The sequence below is a fragment of the Bacillus sp. JZ34 genome (genome assembly GCF_053903205.1).
Genome location: NZ_CP096403.1, coordinates 3,513,310 through 3,528,594 on the forward strand (window position 1 = coordinate 3,513,310; position 15,285 = coordinate 3,528,594).

Annotated in this window: 8 protein-coding genes and 1 pseudogene; 5 read left to right on the forward strand and 4 right to left on the reverse strand. The window is 51.9% G+C overall.

The features are described from left to right. Positions 1–83 precede the first annotated feature (83 nt). From M1D90_RS17975 to M1D90_RS17995, 5 genes are all read left to right on the forward strand, one after another. Positions 84–2,327 (forward strand): glycosyltransferase, encoded by a 2,244-nt coding sequence (locus tag M1D90_RS17975; protein WP_456282936.1) that lies wholly within the window; start codon positions 84–86, stop codon positions 2,325–2,327. A gap of 153 nt (positions 2,328–2,480) precedes the next feature. Continuing rightward, on the forward strand, positions 2,481–3,854 hold the full coding sequence (locus M1D90_RS17980) for a glycosyltransferase (RefSeq protein WP_456282937.1): 1,374 nt from the start codon (positions 2,481–2,483) through the stop codon (positions 3,852–3,854). A 67-nt stretch (positions 3,855–3,921) separates the two neighbouring features. After that, positions 3,922–4,896, forward strand: a complete 975-nt coding sequence (locus M1D90_RS17985) for an NAD-dependent epimerase/dehydratase family protein (protein WP_095293063.1) — start codon at positions 3,922–3,924, stop codon at positions 4,894–4,896. Between the two features lie 17 nt (positions 4,897–4,913). Further along, positions 4,914–5,456 (forward strand): acyltransferase, encoded by a 543-nt coding sequence (locus M1D90_RS17990; protein WP_456282938.1) that lies wholly within the window; start codon positions 4,914–4,916, stop codon positions 5,454–5,456. After that, positions 5,453–6,544: a DegT/DnrJ/EryC1/StrS family aminotransferase gene (locus tag M1D90_RS17995; RefSeq protein ID WP_128822934.1), complete on the forward strand. Its 1,092-nt coding sequence runs from the start codon at positions 5,453–5,455 to the stop codon at positions 6,542–6,544. The genes M1D90_RS17990 and M1D90_RS17995 overlap by 4 nt, the downstream gene beginning before the upstream one ends. A 177-nt stretch (positions 6,545–6,721) precedes the next feature. Here M1D90_RS17995 and M1D90_RS18000 read toward each other — a convergent pair whose 3' ends face one another. The 4 genes and pseudogenes from M1D90_RS18000 to M1D90_RS18015 all read right to left on the reverse strand — a co-directional run bounded on the left by M1D90_RS18000 (position 6,722) and on the right by M1D90_RS18015 (position 15,211). After that, complete coding sequence (locus M1D90_RS18000) at positions 6,722–9,124, reverse strand: NTTRR-F1 domain (RefSeq protein WP_456282939.1); 2,403 nt, start codon at positions 9,122–9,124, stop codon at positions 6,722–6,724. 233 nt (positions 9,125–9,357) lie between these two features. Beyond that, positions 9,358–12,579, reverse strand: coding sequence for a collagen-like protein (locus M1D90_RS18005; protein WP_456283515.1), 3,222 nt, complete (start codon positions 12,577–12,579; stop codon positions 9,358–9,360). Between the two features lie 3 nt (positions 12,580–12,582). Further along, positions 12,583–13,026, reverse strand: a pseudogene (locus M1D90_RS18010) (NTTRR-F1 domain); the annotation flags it as partial. Between the two features lie 220 nt (positions 13,027–13,246). Further along, complete coding sequence (locus M1D90_RS18015) at positions 13,247–15,211, reverse strand: NTTRR-F1 domain (protein ID WP_456282940.1); 1,965 nt, start codon at positions 15,209–15,211, stop codon at positions 13,247–13,249. Positions 15,212–15,285: the final 74 nt, after the last annotated feature.

Genomic DNA, 15,285 nt, shown 5'->3' on the forward strand with positions numbered 1-15,285 from the left:
CCGAAGTATTTTTCATAGAACTTTCTTTTCTCGCTTGAATATAGATACTACTAGCGAAAATGTGTTTAACCAGGAGGTTTCAGATGGATAATGAATTGGAATATTTGCTAGACTCTGTTGGGCTTAGCTGGAGAGAAACCGAAATATCCCAACTGATATTTCAACACAAATGGCACGATGCTGCGCAGAAGCTGGAAGAGAGGCTGGAAGCCGCTCCCTTCGATCCCGGCTTACTGATAAGCGCTGCTTTTGTTTATGAAAAAAAGCAGCAGGTTCAGAGAGCGTCTGAATTATATGATGATGCCCTCCTGTTTGTCAGGCGCGAACATCAACATCGCCTCATGAAGGAGAAAGCGGACCTTTTCAAAAAAATGGTCAGGCGTCCAAAGATCATTTTTTTCGTTAAACCGGATTTGGACCGGTTTTTGAATGCTGTCGTTGAGCACCTTTCCGAAACTTACCGGACCAGAAAAATCGCGGTTCATGATTTGAATCAAATCGACACTGGTATGCAATGGGCGGATATTTGCTGGTTTGAATGGTGCGATGATTTATTGATCCACGGGAGCAAAGTCCCTTCTGCAGCGGCCAAAACATTAATATGCAGGCTCCACAGCTATGAAGCATTTACTTTTTATATTAAAAAGGTATATTGGCAAGCGGTGGATCAAGTGATCTTTGACGGGGAACACATGCGGGAATATGTATTAGATCAAGTTAAATCGTTGAAAAAAGAGAAAACGGCCGTCGTTCCAAATGGAATCAAGTTAGACGAATACACCTTTCAGCAAAGGCAAAAAGGCTTTCATATCGCATATGTCGGCTATATCAACTATAAAAAAGGTCCGATGCTTTTGCTGCAGGCTTTCAAGGCACTGATTGACAAAGACCCAAGATACAAACTGTTCATCGCCGGGACGTTTCAGGACGCCCGCTATCAGTTGTACTTCAAGCAAATGATTGATGAACTCCGGCTGACTGACAACGTCCAATTTGACGGATGGCAGGATGATATGAATCAATACTTGGAAGATAAGCATTACCTGATTTGCACGAGCCTTCTTGAAAGTCAGCATATGTCGGCCATGGAAGCGATGGCTAAAGGCATTAAACCGCTGATCCACAACTTTTACGGCGCAAAGACGATATACGATGAATCAGTTGTTTGGAATACAATAGATGAATTCGTGGCCATGATCACAAGCGGTGATTATACATCTCTCCATTATCGGTCGTTTATTGAAGAGCATTATTCATATGACCTGAGCATGCGCAAAATTGAAGAGATGATTTCAGGCTTTGCAAAGCAGTCAGAGTTGACGGTTATGCCAAATCCGCCGCTGATTACGGTAGGCATCATCAACTATAATTACAGTAATTTTATTGATGAATGCCTTCAATCCGTTTTAAATCAACTCTACCCTAATATCGACATTCTGATCGTTGACGACCACTCAACTGACGACTCGATGCAAAAAATCAGCAGCTATCAAAAAACGCATCCGCACATTCGAACGATATGCCACAGCGAAAATACAAAACTTCCTGATCTCGCTTTTAAGGAAATCTTCCAAGAGGCAAAAGGCGAATATGTTTTGCTTTTAAGCGCAGATGATTTCCTTCCGCACAATTTGGTGCTCCATGACTTTATGCAGTGCTTTTTTGGAGAAGAGGGATTAGATTATGTGTACGGGGACCTTTTGCTTGTTGATCAACACGGAAAAAATGCGGGGCTGTGGACGTATCAAGAGTATGGCGATAAGGAGCTGGTGAGGACTATTTTTCAAAGGGGCGGCTCAGGCATTGTCCCGATGGTGGGCATGTTTAAAGCATCTTATTATCAGCAAAAAGGCTTTACTTGGCTGGTTGATCCGCAAAAGCCGCTTGCAGGGGATGTGCTGAATTGTTTGGCCAACACGAAGCGCGGCTGGAAGCGCCGCTATTTAAGAAAACCTGTATTGTGCTACCGCCGCCATCAAAACAATATTTCCTACCAATTGCATAAAAGGATTCAATCGCTTGTGTACGTCATCGACTATATTGTGAAAGAATTTGACGAAAGCGTCTATTTTCCCCATATCAAATGGAAGGAGCTTGAGGAAAATCAAAGACAGTCCTTGAAATATTTCAGCATCGGAAAAACCTTTTGGAGAATGGCCCGGAGATACGCACAAAACGGATATACCCGGCATTTAGATCAAGACGCCAAAAAAGAATGCATTCAGCCGCTCCTGGATAAAATGGATGAATACTTCCAATTAAGCCTCGCTTCAGACAATCAGTATGAACGATATATGAAAAATATTAAAAAAATCCAGCTGATATAAAACCTTCCGCTCTGTGGAAGGTTTTTCTCTTATACTCTCGCACAAATACACAGTCATATAGATTCATTTATACGTATGATAGAGCGCACAAAGCGTTTTTATTCTGCCATTAAAAGGAGAAATTGAAAGCAGCGTGATCGATGGGAGGTCATCATGAAAGATTTCAAGTCAGACATCATTCATTGTCTGGAACAAAAAGATTGGAACAAAGCCATGAAGCGCTTAAAAGAGTGGGAAGCCGACGGCTCGCATAACGAGCCCGATTTTTATTTTTTTCAAGCCTCTCTTTCTGTCTATCTCGGCCATGACCATAACGCCTGGCTATGGCTCTGGAGGGGGCTTGACCTTTTTCCTGATAACAGATCTTTAAATCTGCTGATGGGAAAAGTGTGCCTGCGCACCGGAAGGGAACAAGAGAGCGCGGCCTATCTTCAAAAAGGAGATGGAGCAGAAACCGAAAGCGGGCCAAAGCTTGATCTTCCTGTTCATGAAACAACCGAGCCTCCGGCTGGGCAAATCCGCGTTTTGCAAGGCACAATGGAAATCGCCAACCAAATGAACACCTTGGCTAAAGGGCTCTCACAGCATGGCGCGCTTGCCCACACTTTAAATTACTATCCTTATTATTTAAATTACGCTGCCGACTACACCTGGTCATTGCTGAAAGAACGCAATACGCCCGCCATGAATGCGAAGCTGAGAAGGCTTGCCAGTGATCTCTTGCCATCCTATGATTTGTTCCATTTTCATTTTGGCACAAGCTTTACGCTGGACATGTCGGATTATCCCATTTTAAAACAGGCAGGTAAACCAATGATCATGCATCATTGGGGCAGCGATGTGAGGCTTTATTCAACATTGGCTAAAACAAATCCATACGCCGTTGTCAAAACGAAAAACGAAGCGCGAATTCGATATCACCTCAAACGAATTTCACAATATGTCCAGCACTGCATCGTTGCCGATATGGAACTTTACGAGTATGTAAAAGACTATTATGAGCATGTCCACATGATTCCAACCATGATCCAGCTTGACCGCTATATTCCCGACTACCGATCAAATGAAAAGCCGCTCATCGTTCATGCCCCCACCTCTCCAGGAATAAAAGGAACCCGCCACATCCTTAAGGCGGTGGAGTCTTTAAAAGAAAAATACGACTTTCATTTTCAACTAGTACGAGGGGTTTCTCATGAACAGGCAAAGAAAATCTATCAAAAGGCGGATTTGATCATTGATCAGCTTCATATCGGCAGCTATGGATTATTTGCCGTCGAATCGATGGCAATGGGGAAACCCGTTATCTGTTGGGTCAGTGATTTTATGAAGGAGAACTATCCTTCCGAACTGCCTCTCATAAGAGCAAATCCCGATAACATTACAGAAGTGATTGAAAATGTGCTGAAAAACCGGGATATGCTACCGGAAATCGGCCAGAAAGGAAGAAAGTATGCAGAAGTTCATCATGATATGGTGAAAAACAGCAAAAAAACGCTAGCTGTTTATCAGGCGCTACTTTCGGGATGATGTTGAACACCTTTCGCGTCGCGGGATTTGTAATTCAAAAAAAACGAAACAAGCAGGTGAACAATTGATGAGCGATATGACAGAGTTATCCGGCCAGCATATTTTCATAACTGGCGGAGCAGGCTTTATCGGATCCTCTTTAATAGGAAAGCTGATAGAGCGCAACAGCGTCACCGTATACGACAATTTTTCAAGAGACTCCCTCCGGTATAAACCTTACCGGGACCATCCTCACTTAAAAGTGGTGCAGGGAGACATTTTGGATGTGAACACGCTTAAAAAGGCGATCCAAGGGGCCAGCCACATTGTCCACGCCGCCGGCATCGCAGGGATTGACACGGTCATTCAAAATCCCGTTAAAACGATGCAGGTCAACATGATCGGTTCAGCCAATCTGCTTGAAGCGGCTGCAGGTTTAACCGAATGCAAAAGGGTCGTTTGTTTCAGTACGAGTGAAGTGTTCGGCCAAATCGCTTTCAGGGCGCGAGAGACCAGTCATACTGTTTTAGGAGCAGTGGGAGAAGCTCGCTGGACATATGCTGTCAGCAAACTCGCCGAGGAACATATGGCATATGCCTATTTTAAAGAATTGGGGCTCCCGACCGTCACCGTCCGCCCTTTTAATGTTTATGGACCGGAACAAGTCGGGGAAGGCGCCATCAAAACGATGGTTCACAGAGCTCTGTTAGATGAGCCGATTTATATTCACGGCGACGGAACGCAAATCCGGGCCTGGTGTTATGTAGATGACATGATCGACGGAATATTGCGCTGTTTGACGATGAAAGAAGCCATCGGAGAGTCTTTCAACATCGGCAATGAACGGACTGTGATCACTGTATACGGATTGGCAAGCACGATTATCAGAGTTCTTGGATCAAAATCGCAAATCATCTTTGGAGAGAAAAAAGAAGCCGATATTGAACTTCGCATCCCTCAGGTCAATAAAGCAAAAGAAATGCTCGGTTTCAGCGCAAAAGTAGATCTGGAAGAAGGGATCACAAGAACAGCTGAAAGCATTCAAAAAAATTTGGATCAATAAGAAAGGAGGCGCTTTTGTTGAAACAATGGAAAAGCGAAGGAAAAGGTGAATTCACCCTTTCCCAGCTCGGAGGATGCGGCGAAAATGTCGTTATTGAAGACGGAGTCCGCATTTTTCATCCGGAAAACATCTATATCGGAGATAACGTTTATATCGGCCATGACACGATTTTAAAAGGCTATTATAAGCATGACCTGATCATCGGTTCAAACAGCTGGATCGGTCAGCAATGTTTTATACACGGTGCCGGCGGGGTTACAATCGGAAAATTTGCGGGAATTGGTCCGAATGTCCAGATACACGCCGCCTACCATACCGATCCTGATATACCCGATAGTACCATTTTGTTTTCGCCGCTTACATTTGCTCCCATTCATATTGAAGAAAACTGCAACATCGGGATCGGTGCGTCTATTTTAGCAGGCGTTACGATAGGCGCCCACTCCAAAATCGGAGCAAATGCCGTCGTCAATCGTCATATTCCCCCGTACAGCATAGCGGTAGGCGTGCCGGCAAAGGTGATCAAAAACCGAAGGATGAAAGATGAGGAGCGCTCATGATCAGATTGATCGAGCCGTATATTACGTTTGAAGAAGTGGAAGCAGAATTAAAAGAAATATTTTCTTCCGGCATCCTGACAAAAGGCCCTTATGTCAGAACATTTGCTGATCATATTAAACAGTATGTAAGTGCAAAGCATACTTTTTTAACAACATCGGCTACAACGGCTTTATCGATGTGCCTTAAAAGCCTTAACGTCCAACCCGGAGACGAAGTGATCGTCTCAGACTTTTCGTTTCCCGCCACTGTCAATGTAATAGAAGATTTAGGTGCCAAGCCGATTTTTGCCGATGTTGATCTTGAAACATTTAACATGCTTCCAGAAGAGCTGGAAAGTCAAATTACATCCCGTACGAAAGCCGTCCTTTTTGTAGATGCCCTTGGAAACCCGACAGGCATCACAAACATCAAACACATTTGTGAAGAGTACGGCTTACCACTCGTGGATGATGCCGCGTGTGCGATCGGCAGCAGTGAATACGGCTGTAAATCTGGAAAAATTGCCGATCTCACCTGTTTCAGCTTTCACCCCAGAAAGCTGCTTACGACAGGCGAAGGCGGAGCAATTACAACCGACCGGGAAGAGTTGAAAGATTGGTTTTCAGTCAAGTTAAACCATGGCGCCGCTATCTCTGACGGCCAATTGGATTTTATGGATTTCGGCTACAACTACAGATTATCTGATATCCAAGCCGCTCTTGGAATCAAACAGCTCCAAAAACTAGATGACATCATTCATCGCAGAAACCTTCAGCAGAAAGCATATAGTGAACAGCTTGAACCCCTCGGATTCCAAAGTCAAAAAATCGGACCTGACGTTGTATACAATACACAATCCGCCGTTTTCAAAATTCCAAAAAACATCGTTCGCGACCAATTGATTCAATATTTGAGCGACTGCCATATAGAGTCGACTTTCGGCACCTATTGCTTAAGCGGCACTACCTATTACCGCCGCAAATACAGACAGATTAAACCCAATTCCATTTTTCTTGAACAAAATACGATCACCCTCCCCTGTCATGACCAAGTCAATGTGGAGCAGGTAGTCTCAGCCATTCAATCATTTAGCCAACGTAAAGTCTAATCAATCAAAAACATCCCTTTCACAAAATAGTGACAGGGATGTTTTTTTATTCTTAGAAATAAGCAATAGAAAAAAGGCAGTAAACCATAGGTTTACTGCCCCCTGAATCATTCGCATAGCATTCCAGCGAAGTTCCGGAAAAACAAACGGAAAATATTTGCTAATAGTCGTTAAATATTAAGCGCCGGTTGGACCTGTTGGGCCAGTTGGACCTGTCGGGCCGGTTGGACCTGTCGGGCCAGTTGGACCTGTCGGGCCAGTTGGACCTGTCGCTCCGGTTGGACCTGTTGGACCTGTCGCTCCAGTTGCTCCGGTTGGACCGGTTGCTCCCGTCGGGCCGGTTGCTCCCGTTGCCCCGGTTGCCCCGGTTGCTCCCGTCGGACCGGTTGCTCCCGTCGGGCCGGTTGCTCCCGTTGGGCCGGTTGCTCCCGTTGCTCCGGTTGGGCCTGTCGGACCGGTTGCTCCCGTTGCCCCGGTTGCTCCTGTCGGGCCAGTTGCTCCCGTCGGACCTGTTGCGCCTGTCGCTCCGGTTGCGCCTGTTGGACCTGTTGCTCCTGTCGGGCCGGTTGCTCCCGTTGCCCCGGTTGCTCCTGTCGCTCCCGTTGCTCCCGTTGGGCCGGTTGCTCCTGTCGCTCCCGTTGCTCCCGTCGGACCTGTTGGGCCTGTCGCTCCGGTTGCGCCTGTCGCTCCCGTTGCTCCCGTCGGACCTGTTGGGCCTGTCGCTCCGGTTGCGCCTGTCGCTCCCGTTGCTCCAGTTGGGCCGGTTGCTCCGGTTGGACCTGTCGCTCCGGTTGCTCCAGTTGGGCCGGTTGCTCCGGTTGGACCTGTTGCGCCTGTCGCTCCGGTTGCTCCCGTTGCGCCTGTCGCTCCCGTTGGACCTGTCGGGCCGGTTGCTCCCGTTGCGCCTGTGGCTCCCGTCGGACCGGTTGCGCCTGTCGCTCCGGTTGCTCCCGTCGGACCGGTTGCTCCTGTCGCTCCGGTTGCTCCCGTCGGACCGGTTGCGCCTGTCGCTCCGGTTGCTCCTGTCGGACCGGTTGCTCCGGTTGGACCTGTCGCTCCGGTTGCTCCAGTTGGGCCGGTTGCTCCGGTTGGACCTGTTGCGCCTGTTGCACCTGTCGCTCCGGTTGCTCCCGTTGGACCTGTTGCTCCCGTTGCTCCGGTTGGACCTGTTGCTCCCGTCGGACCTGTTGCTCCCGTTGCTCCTGTCGGGCCGGTTGCTCCTGTCGGGCCGGTTGCTCCTGTCGCTCCGGTTGCTCCCGTCGGACCTGTTGCTCCAGTTGGGCCGGTTGCTCCGGTTGGACCTGTTGCGCCTGTTGCACCTGTCGCTCCCGTTGCTCCCGTCGGACCTGTTGCTCCTGTCGGGCCGGTTGCTCCTGTCGGGCCGGTTGCTCCTGTCGGGCCGGTTGCTCCTGTCGGGCCGGTTGCTCCTGTCGGGCCGGTTGCTCCTGTTGCTCCGGTTGGACCTGTTGCTCCCGTTGCTCCTGTTGCTCCTGTTGCTCCTGTTGCTCCTGTCGCTCCCGTTGCTCCCGTCGGACCTGTTGCGCCTGTCGGGCCGGTTGCTCCTGTCGGGCCGGTTGCTCCTGTCGGGCCGGTTGCTCCTGTCGGGCCGGTTGCTCCTGTTGCTCCGGTTGGACCTGTTGCTCCTGTCGCTCCGGTTGCTCCAGTTGGGCCTGTCGGACCGGTTGCTCCTGTCGGGCCGGTTGCTCCAGTTGGGCCTATCGGACCGGTTGCTCCCGTTGCTCCTGTTGCCCCGGTTGCTCCCGTCGGACCTGTTGGGCCTGTTGCTCCCGTTGGACCTGTCGGGCCGGTTGCTCCCGTTGCTCCTGTTGCTCCTGTTGGACCGGTTGCTCCTGTCGGGCCTGTTGCTCCCGTTGCGCCGGTTGCTCCCGTTGCGCCTGTTGGGCCTGTCGGACCTGTTGCTCCTGTTGGACCGGTTGCTCCTGTTGGGCCTGTCGCTCCTGTTGGACCGGTTGCTCCTGTTGGGCCTGTCGCTCCCGTCGGACCTGTTGGACCAGTTGCTCCTGTTGGACCGGTTGGACCTGTCGGGCCGGTTGGACCTGTCGGGCCGGTTGGACCTGTCGGGCCGGTTGGACCTGTTCCTCCGCCTTCTACATCTAATAGTGCTACATCATCTACAATGACATTCGCTGTACCTGCCTGCGGCAAAGTATTAATCAAAATGAAAGCCATAGTAGAGCCAGCTGGAGCTGGGGTCGTCGTTTGATAGACTTCAAGCCATGTATTATTTTGAACAATCGGTAGTCTGTTGAACGGGATATTTAAAAAGAGACCTTGGCCTAGAAAATTAAATGAACTATCAAAATAAGACACTTGAATTTGCACCTGAGGCGATGGAGCAGGAAAACCTTCTTTAGCTAGAGAAACTAAAAATTCCAAACCTTCTCCTGCATCTACTGGAACAAATTGTGCAATAAAAGAAGTAACAGCCCCGCCCAGTAATCTTGCCGACCAAAAACCTGAATGGGAAAATTGAGTTGTGACGGTTGCATTTTGGCCTACCCAGGGTGGAAGTGCCCCGTTTTCAAAGCTGCCGTTTACAACCAAATTTTGGATCGACATCTAGGATTTTACCTCCCTTTCATTAGATTAGCTTCAATTCCCTTTTCGAGAATGAAGCTAACATATACTATGTCTCCTTGCTAAGCTCGGTCACGTTATTTTCCATATGATTAAAACACATTTATAGCAGCTAAAATCGAGAGAAGCAAAATATATTAATTTTAACAACAACGTCCTTTTACTTAATATGAAACTTCAAAAGGGAAAGCTCCATTTAGCTTTCCCCCATCCCTTTAAGGGAACCGAATGAGATTTAAATTTCTATTGAATGCTGCAGCAGAAGTAACGTTTGAAGCCATTGTTACCGCTACCCTAACGGAATATTCAACTGTTGCGGTGGCAGGAACTGTATCAACAATTGTGCTGGCTAATGGAAATCTTTGAGTACCAGCAGCCGCAAGACTTCTATTAAATATTCTAGTTTGAACTAAAGTTCCGCCTCTATATAGCCTTATTTCAAAAATTATATTACTGTTTGCAGTATTTACGGCTTCTATCGCCAATGCATAATCCACCTTAATATTTTGCCCACTAGTGACCGATACATTAGGAACCGACACAACAGTTACTTCTGTATTTAAAGGAATCGTTGACGGATTGTAAACAGTAGTAGACCCAAATAGATTGTTAAAGAATATAGCGGTTTGTGGACTAGCTGGTCCTGTTGGGCCGGTTGGACCAGCTACTACCATTACTCCTACTTCACCCGGCGGACCCGTTGGACCCTGTGGACCTGTTGGGCCGGTTGGGCCTGTTGCGCCTGTCACTCCGGTTGGACCCGTTGGACCTGTCGCCCCGGTTGGACCCGTCGCTCCGGTGGCTCCCGTTGCTCCTGTTGGACCTGTCGCTCCGGTTGCACCAGTTGCTCCTGTTGGACCCGTTGCCCCTGTTGGTCCTGTTGCTCCCGTGGCTCCTGTTGGACCGGTTGCTCCGGTTGCTCCTGTCGCTCCCGTTGGACCGGTTGGGCCTGTCGCTCCCGTTGCGCCTGTCGGGCCTGTCGCTCCCGTTGCGCCTGTCGGGCCGGTTGCTCCCGTCGGGCCGGTTGCTCCGGTTGCTCCTGTCGCTCCCGTTGGACCGGTTGCTCCGGTTGCCCCGGTTGCGCCTGTGGCTCCTGTTGCTCCTGTCGCTCCCGTTGCTCCTGTCGCTCCCGTTGCGCCTGTGGCTCCCGTTGCTCCTGTTGGTCCTGTTGCTCCTGTTGGTCCTGTTGCTCCCGTTGCTCCTGTTGGACCTGTCGCTCCCGTGGCTCCGGTTGGACCCGTCGCTCCCGTTGCGCCGGTTGCCCCTGTTGGGCCTGTCGCTCCCGTTGGGCCAGTTGCGCCTGTCACTCCGGTTGGACCTGTTGCTCCTGTTGGACCTGTCGCCCCTGTTGGACCCGTTGGACCTGTCGCTCCCGTGGCTCCGGTTGGACCTGTCGCCCCTGTTGGACCCGTTGGACCTGTCGCTCCCGTGGCTCCGGTTGGACCTGTCGCCCCTGTTGGACCCGTTGGACCTGTCGCTCCCGTGGCTCCGGTTGGACCTGTTGGCCCTGTTGCTCCTGTCGGGCCGGTTGGACCTGTTGCTCCTGTTGGACCTGTCGCTCCGGTTGCCCCGGTTACTCCTGTTGGACCTGTCGCTCCTGTTGGACCCGTTGATCCTGTCGCCCCTGTTGCTCCGGTTGCGCCTGTCGCTCCGGTTGGACCTGTTGCCCCTGTTGGACCCGTCGCTCCCGTTGCGCCTGTGGCTCCCGTTGCCCCGGTTACTCCTGTTGAACCCGTTGGGCCAGTTGCGCCTGTCGCTCCTGTCGGGCCGGTGGCTCCTGTTGGACCCGTCGCTCCTGTTGCGCCGGTGGCTCCCGTTGCCCCGGTTACTCCTGTTGGACCGGTTGAGCCTGTTGCTCCTGTGGCTCCGGTTGCTCCTGTTGGACCCGTCGCTCCCGTTGCGCCTGTCGCTCCCGTTGGACCTGTTGGGCCTGTGGCTCCCGTTGCGCCTGTTGGGCCTGTGGCTCCCGTTGCGCCTGTTGGGCCTGTGGCTCCCGTTGCGCCTGTCGGGCCTGTTGATCCTGTTGAGCCTGTTGCTCCCGTCGGACCCGTTGGTCCTGTTGGACCCGTTGCTCCTGTTGGGCCTGTTGCCCCTGTTGGGCCTGTCGCTCCCGTTGGGCCAGTTGCGCCTGTTGCGCCTGTCGCTCCTGTCGGGCCTGTTGATCCTGTTGGACCCGTTGGTCCTGTCGCCCCTGTTGGACCCGTTGCTCCTGTTGGTCCTGTTGCCCCTGTTGGGCCTGTCGCTCCCGTTGGGCCAGTTGCGCCTGTCGCTCCTGTCGGGCCGGTGGCTCCTGTTGGACCCGTCGCTCCTGTTGCGCCGGTGGCTCCCGTTGCCCCGGTTACTCCTGTTGGACCGGTTGAGCCTGTTGCTCCTGTGGCTCCGGTTGCTCCTGTTGGACCCGTCGCTCCCGTTGCGCCTGTCGCTCCCGTTGGACCTGTTGGGCCTGTGGCTCCCGTTGCGCCTGTTGGGCCTGTGGCTCCCGTTGCGCCTGTTGGGCCTGTGGCTCCCGTTGCGCCTGTCGGGCCTGTTGATCCTGTTGAGCCTGTTGCTCCCGTCGGACCCGTTGGTCCTGTTGGACCCGTTGCTCCTGTTGGGCCTGTTGCCCCTGTTGGGCCTGTCGCTCCCGTTGGGCCAGTTGCGCCTGTTGCGCCTGTCGCTCCTGTCGGGCCGGTGGCTCCTGTTGGACCCGTTGGGCCTGTCGCCCCTGTTGGACCCGTTGCTCCGGTTGCCCCGGTTACTCCTGTTGGACCCGTTGCTCCTGTTGGGCCTGTTGCCCCTGTTGGGCCTGTCGCTCCCGTTGGGCCAGTTGCGCCTGTCGCTCCTGTCGGGCCGGTGGCTCCGGTTGCTCCTGTCGCTCCCGTTGGACCTGTTGGGCCTGTCGCTCCCGTTGGGCCAGTTGCTCCGGTTGAACCCGTTGCTCCCGTCGGGCCTGTTGGACCTGTCGCTCCCGTCGGACCTGTGACTCCGGTTGGACCCGTTGCTCCCGTTGCCCCGGTTGCGCCTGTCGCTCCTGTCGGGCCAGTTGCTCCGGTTGAACCCGTTGCTCCCGTCGGGCCTGTTGGACCTGTCGCTCCCGTCGGACCTGTGACTCCGGTTGGACCCGTTGCTCCCGTTGCCCCGGTTGCGCCTGTTGCTCCCGTCGGACCAGTTGCTCCTGTTGGGCCGGTTGCTCCGGTTGGGCCGGTTGCTCCCGTCGCCCCGGTTGCTCCTGTTGCGCCTGTCGCTCCCGTTGGACCTGTTGGGCCTGTCGCTCCTGTCGGGCCAGTTGCTCCGGTTGAACCCGTTGCTCCCGTCGGGCCTGTTGGACCTGTCGCTCCCCTCGGACCTGTGACTCCGGTTGGACCCGTTGCCCCGGTTGCGCCTGTTGCTCCCGTCGGACCAGTTGCTCCGGTTGGGCCGGTTGCTCCCGTCGCTCCTGGTTGATCAATTGTTATCATTGAAACATCATCAATTAGTATCGGTGCCCCCCCACTAAGAGGGAGTTTTTGAATAGTTACCACTCCTATAACGGTTCCAGGAGGAGCACTATTCGTTGTAGCATAAATTTCATTCCACACATTTACTGCAGATAGACGGTTTACTGGAATTGTTAAGCTTAATCCCTGCGACAAAAAGTCAAAAGAGGAGTTGTAATAATCTACTGTTATTACAATCGCAGGATTAGGAGCGCTGCTAGCTTTTGAAATAGATATAACAAATTCAAAATTCTCTCCCGGGTTAACCAGAAAGCTCTGAGCTAAGATTCCAATCGACGAAGTTACCAAGTTAACACTATAAATCCCTGAATGGCTGAAATTAGAAGTAACTACGGCATTAAATCCTGTCCAAGGCGGCAGAGAACCGGTTTCAAACCCTCCATTTATTATTCGATTCTCAATGGTCAATCAAGTTTCACCACCCTTTCTCAAAAATTGAGATAATAATATCCCTCAAACAAAATATGAAATATCTATGTATACCGTTTGGATAAAACTCTATTTCTTTGAATTTTTATAACGCCAATCACTATAAATGATAAATTTTATAATTTATCATTAGAATCTTTTAAACAAAAACCCCCTTTAAGCTTTATGAAAACCTAAAGGGGACTCTTCCATTTTACAATCAATCAAAGATTACAGCATTTAGCGCTCTTGTATTAACATTGGCTGCCAAAAGGTTAGTCCCTGTTACATTAATTCTAACCTCATAAGTTTGTGTTCCTGCCCCTGGTGTATCAACCCATGTAAGGTTAGGAATATCACCATATACACGAACCGAACCTGCCGATTTTTCATCCTGAGAATCAACAGACACTTGTGCGATAGCGCCGTTATTTCTATACAATGTAAAAATTATACTGTATTCAAAAGTAGTAGCTGGCCCTATGATAATATCAACTTCAGCCATAGAATCGACTTTTATATTCTGTCCAGCTGAAGAGGTAACAGTTGTCGTTAGAATTGGTGTTTCGCTGCCAACTGTGAGTGAAACAGGGTCAGTTGACTGCGCCGGTGTTCCCAACAGACTTCCCGGACCCGTTGCGCCTGTCGGGCCTGTTGCTCCGGTGGCTCCCGTTGGACCGGTCGTTCCTGTCGGACCTGTCGCTCCTGTTGTGCCTGTTGCTCCCGTCGGACCTGTCACTCCTGTCGGACCCGTCGCTCCTGTCGAACCTGTTGCTCCTGTTGGACCTGTCGCTCCGGTCGGGCCGGTGGCTCCCGTTGGACCGGTCGTTCCTGTCGGACCTGTCGCTCCGGTCGGGCCGGTGGCTCCCGTCGGACCTGTCACTCCTGTTGGACCTGTCGCTCCGGTCGGGCCTGTTGCTCCCGTCGGACCGGTGGCTCCCGTTGGACCGGTCGTTCCTGTCGGACCTGTCGCTCCTGTTGTGCCTGTTGCTCCCGTCGGACCTGTCACTCCTGTCGGACCCGTCGCTCCTGTCGAACCTGTTGCTCCTGTCGGACCTGTTGCTCCCGTCGGACCTGTCACTCCTGTTGGACCTGTCGCTCCGGTCGGGCCGGTGGCTCCCGTTGGACCGGTCGTTCCTGTCGGACCTGTCGCTCCTGTTGTGCCTGTTGCTCCCGTCGGACCTGTCACTCCCGTCGCCCCTGTTGCTCCCGTCGGACCTGTCACTCCTGTTGGACCTGTCGCTCCGGTCGGGCCGGTGGCTCCCGTTGGACCGGTCGTTCCTGTCGGACCTGTCGCTCCTGTTGTGCCTGTTGCTCCCGTCGGACCAGTTACTCCTGTTGGACCTGTCGCTCCCGTTGGACCGGTCGTTCCTGTCGGACCTGTCGCTCCTGTTGTGCCTGTTGCTCCCGTCGGACCTGTCACTCCTATTGGACCTGTCGCTCCTGTCGGACCTGTTGCTCCCGTCGGACCGGTGGCTCCCGTTGCTCCTGTTGCTCCTGTCGGACCTGTTGCTCCCGTCGGACCGGTCGCTCCCGTTGCTCCTGTTGCTCCTGTCGGACCTGTTGCTCCCGTCGGACCGGTCGCTCCCGTTGCTCCTGTTGCTCCTGTCGGACCTGTTGCTCCCGTCGGACCGGTCGCTCCCGTTGCTCCTGTTGCTCCTGTCGGACCTGTTGCTCCCGTCGGACCTGTCGCTCCGGTTGGACCTCCTCCACCCTCAACACTCAATAGAGCAACATCATCCACAAGCACACTTGCAGTTCCCGCCTGCGGAATGTTGTTGATCAAAATGAATGCCTGGGTGGTGCCGGGGGGAGCCGGTGAAGTTGTTTGATAGACTTCAAGCCATGTCCCATTTTCGGCTGCCGGTATTCTGCTTGACGGCACAGTGGCAAACAGCCCGTATTCGAGAAAATTAAATTGACTGTCAAAATAAGTAACTTGTATCGTTATAGAAGGTGCTGGGAGAAATCCCGCTTTCGCAAGAGAAACAAGAAATTCGCTTCCTTCCCCAGCCCTGGCCGGAACAAATTGGGCAATATATGATGTGGCTGTTCCGCCCAAAAATCTCGCAGAGAAAAACCCTGAATGCGAAAACTGGCTTGTAACAGATGCGTTTATACCTACCCAAGGCGAGAAAGCACCTGTCTCAAAACCACCGTTCATCACCGCGTTTTGAATGGACATTTTTCCACCCCCAATTCTTTTCATTTTCTGGCTGCAATGATCTTTAAAAGATATTAAAGCTCTATATCCTATGA

What these genes read in the sequence shown, in the direction of transcription:
- M1D90_RS17975 (WP_456282936.1), top strand. Translation starts at nt 84, where the DNA reads ATGGATAATGAATTGGAATATTTGCTAGACTCTGTTGGGCTTAGCTGG.
- M1D90_RS18005 (WP_456283515.1), bottom strand. Translation starts at nt 12,579, where the DNA reads ATGATAACAATTGATCAACCAGGAGCGACGGGAGCAACCGGCCCAACC.
- M1D90_RS18015 (WP_456282940.1), bottom strand. Translation starts at nt 15,211, where the DNA reads ATGTCCATTCAAAACGCGGTGATGAACGGTGGTTTTGAGACAGGTGCT.
- M1D90_RS18000 (WP_456282939.1), bottom strand. Translation starts at nt 9,124, where the DNA reads ATGTCGATCCAAAATTTGGTTGTAAACGGCAGCTTTGAAAACGGGGCA.
- M1D90_RS17985 (WP_095293063.1), top strand. Translation starts at nt 3,922, where the DNA reads ATGAGCGATATGACAGAGTTATCCGGCCAGCATATTTTCATAACTGGC.
- M1D90_RS17995 (WP_128822934.1), top strand. Translation starts at nt 5,453, where the DNA reads ATGATCAGATTGATCGAGCCGTATATTACGTTTGAAGAAGTGGAAGCA.
- M1D90_RS17980 (WP_456282937.1), top strand. Translation starts at nt 2,481, where the DNA reads ATGAAAGATTTCAAGTCAGACATCATTCATTGTCTGGAACAAAAAGAT.